The 6,752-nt window shown below is 69.1% G+C and carries 7 protein-coding genes and 1 pseudogene; 5 read left to right on the forward strand and 3 right to left on the reverse strand.

Annotation, left to right across the window (positions count from 1 at the left end):
- A pseudogene (gene manB / locus A9W95_RS11645) lies at positions 1-340 on the reverse strand (phosphomannomutase/phosphoglucomutase); the annotation flags it as partial.
- Between the two features lie 89 nt (positions 341-429).
- On the reverse strand, positions 430-1,005 hold the full coding sequence (locus tag A9W95_RS27890; RefSeq protein ID WP_253851633.1) for a DUF3499 domain-containing protein: 576 nt from the start codon (positions 1,003-1,005) through the stop codon (positions 430-432).
- Between the two features lie 178 nt (positions 1,006-1,183).
- Between A9W95_RS27890 and A9W95_RS11655 the strand changes: the two genes are divergently transcribed.
- Entirely contained in the window at positions 1,184-1,603 is a 420-nt protein-coding gene (locus tag A9W95_RS11655; protein ID WP_067412379.1) for a metallopeptidase family protein, read from the forward strand.
- A 12-nt stretch (positions 1,604-1,615) separates the two neighbouring features.
- Here A9W95_RS11655 and A9W95_RS11660 read toward each other — a convergent pair whose 3' ends face one another.
- The gene (locus tag A9W95_RS11660) at positions 1,616-1,960 is read right to left on the reverse strand and encodes a WhiB family transcriptional regulator (RefSeq protein WP_082983037.1); all 345 of its coding nucleotides are present in this window, start codon (positions 1,958-1,960) and stop codon (positions 1,616-1,618) included.
- A 344-nt stretch (positions 1,961-2,304) separates the two neighbouring features.
- Here A9W95_RS11660 and cofD point away from each other — a divergent pair, with 344 nt between their 5' ends.
- The 4 genes from cofD to A9W95_RS11680 all read left to right on the forward strand — a co-directional run.
- Positions 2,305-3,294, forward strand: coding sequence for a 2-phospho-L-lactate transferase (gene cofD / locus A9W95_RS11665; RefSeq protein WP_067412370.1), 990 nt, complete (start codon positions 2,305-2,307; stop codon positions 3,292-3,294).
- A complete protein-coding gene (locus A9W95_RS11670; RefSeq protein ID WP_067412373.1) occupies positions 3,291-4,652 on the forward strand; it encodes a coenzyme F420-0:L-glutamate ligase in 1,362 nt (453 codons plus the stop codon). Before cofD ends, A9W95_RS11670 begins: the two co-directional genes overlap by 4 nt.
- Positions 4,649-6,220 carry a class I SAM-dependent methyltransferase gene (locus A9W95_RS11675; RefSeq protein ID WP_067412376.1) on the forward strand — a complete coding sequence of 524 codons (1,572 nt, stop codon included), beginning with the start codon at positions 4,649-4,651 and terminating at the stop codon, positions 6,218-6,220. The genes A9W95_RS11670 and A9W95_RS11675 overlap by 4 nt, the downstream gene beginning before the upstream one ends.
- Positions 6,217-6,752: NUDIX hydrolase (locus A9W95_RS11680; RefSeq protein ID WP_067412383.1), on the forward strand; the 536-nt coding region annotated here is incomplete at its 3' end. The genes A9W95_RS11675 and A9W95_RS11680, both read left to right, overlap by 4 nt.

Below are 6,752 nucleotides of genomic sequence, written 5' to 3' on the forward strand. Positions count from 1 at the left end.
TGCCGTTGTAGGCAGCCGGATTGTGGCTGGCGGTGAACATCGCGCCGGGGCAGTCCAGCAATCCTGACGCGAAGTAGAGCTGATCGGTCGAGGCCAGCCCGATGCGCACCACGTCAAGCCCCTGACCGGTGACCCCGGCCGCGAAGGCCGCGGCCAGCGCCGGTGAGCTGTCCCGCATGTCGTGACCGATCACCACCTGGCGGGCGTCTTCGCCGTGCATCAGCCGGGCGAACGCCGCGCCGACGTCGCTGACCAGCGGTTCGGTGATCTCGTCGCCGACCAGCCCCCGAACGTCATACGCCTTGATGACACGGTGGATAGCCGCGGCTGGCCAAGACATTCTCCGGTCTCCTGACGACCTTGGGTGTATTCGACTCTTGGCGTCAGCCTATCCGCCCCGCGCGGCAGCGGACCCAAACGGTCGGACCGTTAGTCGGCGGGGTCGGGCAACACCCGCAGGTGTCCGCGCCGTCGCCCAGACCGATGCGCGGGAGGCGCCAGCACGCCACCACTGGGCGCGGCGGCATGCGCTCCGGCCGACTGCGGGTCCCCCGCCATCCCCACCGCCGGTGGGGGGACGTCGTCTCCGTAGCCGTCGTAGGCCTCGTAGGCATTGAGATGGCCGTTTTGATGGCCGTTTTGATGGCCGTTCTGATGGCCATTTTGATGGCCACTGCGGTGGCCATTGAGTGGCGCGCCCGAAGCGCCGGCGTAGGACCGGGTGGCGCGGGAACCGCCTTCGCGCACCGCATCTGCGAGCGCCACCAGGTCATCCTCGTCGGGATGAGTGGGCTCGAGCGCGAGAGGTCCGGCGTGGCGCACGAGCTCCCACCCGCGTGGCGCGGTGATTCGCCCGGCATGACCGACGCACAAATCCCAGGAGTGGGGTTCCCGCGCGGTAGCGAGCGGACCGACCACGGCCGTGGAGTCCGAGTAGACGAACGTCAACGTGGCCACTGCGTAGTGCGGACACCCGGGCCGGCAGCAGCGACGGGGTACGTTCACGTTCGAAAGGCTATCGTGCGGCAACCCCGTCGAAGGGACGGACACGCGCATCCGTCAGACGATGTCGAACCGTTACGATCGGCGCGTGAGCGATCCGCGCAGCTCCCCGCGCAGCGGTCGGTCCGACAGCGGGTCGACCCGGCCGCTCAGGCACCGGGGCCAGCGGCGGGGCCGAGACGTGCGGGGTCCGTTGTTGCCGCCGACGGTGCCCGGTTGGCGCAGCCGTGCCGAGCGCTTCGACATGGCGGTGCTGGAGGCATACGAACCCATCGAGCGGCGCTGGCATGACCGGGTGGCCGAACTGGACGTGGCGGTCGATGAGATTCCGCGGATCGCGGCCAAGGATCCGGAAAGTGTGCAGTGGCCGCCGGAGGTCATCGCCGACGGGCCGATCGCCTTGGCCCGGCTCATCCCCGCCGGGGTCGACGTCCGCGGCAACGCCACGCGCGCGCGAATTGTGTTGTTCCGCAGGCCAATTGAGCGACGGGCGAAAGACACCGTCGAATTGGCGGAATTACTGCACGAGATCCTGGTGGCCCAGGTCGCGATTTACCTGGACGTGGAGCCCTCGGTCATCGACCCGACGATCGATGACTGACTGACTGAGCGTTCAGATGATGCCGCGCTTGAGGCGGCGACGCTCGCGCTCGGACAGTCCGCCCCAGATGCCGAAACGCTCGTCATGAGCCAGGGCGTACTCCAGGCATTCGTGCCGGACCTCGCACCCCAGGCAGATCTTCTTCGCCTCGCGGGTCGAGCCGCCCTTCTCCGGGAAGAACGCCTCGGGATCCGTTTGCGCGCACAGCGCGCGGTCTTGCCACTGGTCGGCCGGTACCGGTTCGGGTTCCGGCTCGAATGCGACTGGCGCATCGGGAACCACGCTTAGGTGGGGACGGACATGTGCCACGGATGACACCGTCGTCGAGCCGGCAGTGGTCTGCGGTGCGGTACCCATCAGGCCCCGAAGGTGCTCATAGGACATGCCTCCGCCTCCTCACAAAATAGAGTGAATGGTTGCCACTGTTTTGATGTACAGTTACCCTAATTCGAACAAGTGATCGAATCTCGGTCTGCGACACCGGAACCGGCCGGCCAACCGGGAAATGACACTGATGTGATTAGACACGGGTTGACCTGTTCGCGCAAGCGTTTCGCGGTATTTCCATATCAGTTCGTGACCAATTTTCGGCGTTTCTGTTGTGAACGTATACCGGCGTGTCTGGTGTTACTGATCACAAGTCACCCGAGGGGCTCTAGCGCCGAAGATCCGTGCGGCACCGGCAGGTACTGTCCTGCGGTGTGAAGGTCACCGTTCTGGTCGGTGGAGTCGGCGGCGCCCGGTTTCTGCTCGGGGTCCAGCAGTTGCTTGGGCTAGGCCAGTATGCCTCACCGGATTCCAGAACCGCTCACGAGCTGTGCGCTGTGGTCAACATCGGCGACGACGCCTGGATTCACGGGGTACGCGTTTGCCCGGATCTGGACACCTGCATGTACACCCTGGGCGGTGGAGTGGATCCGGAGCGGGGTTGGGGCCACCGCGACGAAACCTGGAATGCCATGGCGGAATTGGCGAGCTACGGCATGCAGCCCGACTGGTTCCAACTCGGTGACCGCGACCTGGCGACCCATCTGGTGCGCACCCAGATGCTCAACGCCGGCTATCCGCTGACCCAGATCACCGCGGCGTTGTGCGACCGCTGGCAGCCCGGCGCGCTGTTGCTGCCGGCCAGTGACGACCGCTGCGAAACCCATGTGGTGATCACCGACCCGGCCGACCAGACCACCCGGGCCATTCACTTCCAGGAGTGGTGGGTCCGTCACCGCGCCCAGGTGCCCACCCACAGCTTCGCTTTCATCGGAGCCGAAAAAGCCACCGCCACAACCGAAGTCACGCAGGCCATCGCCGACGCCGACGTGATCCTGCTGGCCCCGTCCAATCCGGTGGTCAGCGTCGGTGCCATCCTGGCCGTCCCGGGTATCCGCGCGGCGTTGCGCTCCACCGCCGCGCCCATCGTCGGCTACTCCCCCATCATCGGGGGAAAACCGTTGCGCGGCATGGCCGACGCCTGCCTGTCTGTCATCGGCGTGGAGTCCACCGCCGAGGCGGTCGGCCGGCACTACGGTTCCCGCCGGACCACCGGAATCTTGGACTGCTGGCTGGTGCACGAGGGTGATCACGCCGAAATCGACGGGGTGACAGTGCGATCGATACCGCTGCTGATGAGTGACCCGAAAGCGACCGCCGAGATGGTGCGCGTGGGCCTCGAGCTTGCGGGTGTGTCCCCGTGACCGGTGGGCAGCCGGCGCGCCGCGAGCACGGCGCGGCAGCGACGATCGAGATACTGCCGGTGGCCGGGCTGCCAGAGTTTCGTCCCGGCGACGACGTGGGCGCGGCCCTCGTCGACGCCGCGCCGTGGTTGCGCGACGGTGACGTCGTGGTGGTGACCAGCAAGGTGATCTCCAAATGCGAAGGCCGCCTGGTGCCCGCGCCGGCTGACGACGAGGAACGAGACCAGTTGCGCCGCAAGCTGGTGGAAGACGAAGCGGTGCGAGTGCTGGCGCGCAAGGGCCGCACGTTGATCACCGAGAACCGGCTCGGACTGATCCAGGCGGCCGCCGGTGTGGACGGATCCAATGTCGAGCGCTCGGAGTTGGCGCTGCTCCCCGAGGATCCCGACGCCAGCGCCGCGGCGTTGCGGTCCGCTGTGCGCGAGCGTCTCGGGGTCACCGTCGCGGTGGTCATCACCGACACCATGGGCCGCGCCTGGCGCAACGGACAGATCGACGCCGCCGTGGGTGCGGCCGGACTGCCGGTGCTGCACAACTACTCGGGTGCGGTCGACGCCTACGGCAACGAATTGGTGGTCACCGAGATAGCCGTGGCCGACGAGATCGCCGCCGCGGCCGATCTGGTGAAGGGCAAGCTGACCGCGATGCCGGTGGCGGTGGTCCGTGGACTGAATCTGACCGACGACGGCTCGACGGCACGGCAGTTGCTGCGCCCCGGCGAAGAAGACCTGTTCTGGCTCGGCACGGCCGAAGCCATCGAGCTCGGCCGCCGGCAGGCACAGCTGTTGCGCCGGTCGGTGCGCCGGTTCAACGACGAGCCGGTGCCGGCCGACCTCGTGGAAGCCGCCATCGCCGAAGCCCTGACCGCCCCCGCCCCGCATCACACTCGGCCCGTGCGGTTCGTCTGGCTGACCACCGCGGCCACCCGGATTCGGCTACTGGACCGCATGCAAGACAAGTGGCGCGCCGACCTCGCCGATGACGGCAGGCCCGCCGACTCCATCGAACGCCGGGTGGCCCGCGGGCAGATCCTCTACGACGCACCCGAAGTCGTCATCCCGTTCCTGGTTCCCGACGGCGCTCACAGTTACCCCGACGGCGGCCGCACCGAGGCCGAGCACACCATGTTCACCGTCGCGGTGGGCGCGGCCGTACAGGCGCTGCTGGTGGCCCTGGCGGTGCGCGCCGTGGGCAGTTGCTGGATCGGCTCGACCATCTTCGCCGCCGACCTGGTTCGCGAGGTGCTCAAGTTGCCCGCGCAGTGGGAACCGTTGGGCGCCATCGCCATCGGCTATCCCGCCGAGCCCGCCGGGCCACGCGAGCCGGTGGCCGTCTCGGACCTGTTGATCCGCAAGTGACGACGTTCGCGGGCAAGGTGGCCGCTTCGGCGGACAAGGTGCGCGGCGGCTATTACACCCCGGTTCCGGTGGCGCGGTTCCTGGCCGGCTGGGTGTGTGCGGCGGGCCCACGCATCCTCGAACCGTCCTGCGGCGACGGCCGCATCCTGCGCGAACTCGCCGACCGCAGCGCGCAGGTCCAGGGCGTGGAACTCGACGCCGACGAGGCGGCCAAGGCCCGCCGGTTCGCCCCCGTCGACGCCGCAAACTTCTTCACCTGGCTGCCCGGCAGCGGCGGCTGGGACGGCGTGGCGGGCAACCCGCCCTACATCCGCTTCGGCAACTGGGCCAGTGAGCAACGCGAGCCCGCGTTGGCGCTGCTGCGCCACGAGGGTCTGCGCCCGACCAAATTGACCAACGCGTGGGTGCCGTTCGTGGTGGCGAGCACCGCGCTGGTGCGTGACGGCGGACGGGTGGGGCTGGTCTTGCCCGCGGAGTTGTTACAGGTCGGCTACGCCGCGCAGTTGCGCGAGTTCCTGCTGCGTCGGTATCGCGAGATCACGTTGATCAGCTTCGGTCGGCTGGTGTTCGACGGCGTGCTGCAAGAGGTGGTGGTGTTCTGTGGCGTCGTCGGTCGCGGACCGGCGCGGACCCGGACCGTGCAGTTGCGCGATGCCGAGGAATTGGCGCAGGCGGATCTACAGGTCGAGTGGGCACCGGCGCTGCTGCACGAGCAGGAGAAGTGGACCAAGTACTTTCTGGACCCGGCCGCGATCCAACTGCTGCGCGGCCTCAAGCAATCCGGGTCGCTGACCACACTGGGCCGGCTGGCCGAGGTGGACGTGGGCATCGTGACCGGCCGCAACAGCTTCTTCACCTTCACCGACGCCGACGCGCGCACCCAGGGTCTGCGCGACCACTGCGTCCCCCTGGTCTCGCGCAGCGCCCAGCTCAGCGGCTTGATCTACGACCTGGATTGTCGCAGCAGCGATTTGGCGACGCAGCACCGAACCTGGCTGCTGGATGCGCCGGTCGAGCCGGCCGACCCGGCCGTGCTGGCCCATCTTGCGGCCGGCGAACACGACGGTGTGCACCTGGGCTACAAGTGCTCGGTCCGCACGCCGTGGTGGCGCACGCCGTCGCCGTGGATACCCGACCTGTTCCTGCTGCGCCAGATCCACCGGGCGCCGCGGCTGACCGTCAACGCCGCGGCCGCAACCAGCACCGACACAGTGCATCGGGTGCGGGTCAGGTCCGGCGTCGACCCGACCGCGCTGGCCGCGGTGTTCCACAACAGCGCCACTTTCGCCTTCGCCGAAATCATGGGCCGCAGCTACGGGGGCGGGGTGCTGGAGCTGGAGCCCGCCGAAGCCGAACACCTCCCCCTGCCCGCGCCGGAGCACGCCGACAGCGGACTCGCCGCGGAGGTGGACCTGTTGTTGCGGGCCAACGAGTGCGAGAAGGCCCTCGACCTGGTCGACCGGCGGGTGCTGCTCGACGGGCTGGGCTGGTCGGCGGAAGCCGTGGCCGGTTGCCGGGCGGCCTGGGCGGCGCTGCGGGACCGGCGCCGGAAGCGCGGCGCCCGGTGAGCCTGCGCGACTCGGTGATCGCCGCCCTCACCGACTGGCCGGCGCCCGATCCCGGCCAGGACTCGGTGCGGCACGCGGTGCTGGCCTTCGTCGAAGCCCGTACCGACGCCTGCCGTCGCGACTGCGTACCCGGCCACGTGACGGCGTCGACGCTCGTGCTCGACGATGCCGGGCAGGTGTTGCTCACCTTGCACCCGCGCATCGGGCGCTGGGTTCAGCTGGGCGGGCACTGCGAGGACGGCGACGACACCATTGCCGCCGCGGCACTGCGCGAGGCCACCGAGGAGTCCGGCATCGCCGGGCTGCGGATCGAGCCGCAGCTCGCCGCCATCCATGTGCACCCGGTGCGGTGCTCGCTGGGCGTGCCGACTCGCCACCTCGACTTGCAGTTCCTGGCGCACGCGCCGGCCGGCGCGCAGCTGGCGATCAGCGAGGAGTCGATGGATCTGCGGTGGTGGCCCGCCGACGGCTTGCCGGCCGACGCCGACGCGGGGTTGCGGTATCTGGTGCACCGCGCCACGCAGCGCGCTGC

It is taken from the genome of Mycobacterium sp. 1423905.2, from assembly GCF_001673155.1.
In the GTDB taxonomy this organism is placed as follows: domain Bacteria; phylum Actinomycetota; class Actinomycetes; order Mycobacteriales; family Mycobacteriaceae; genus Mycobacterium.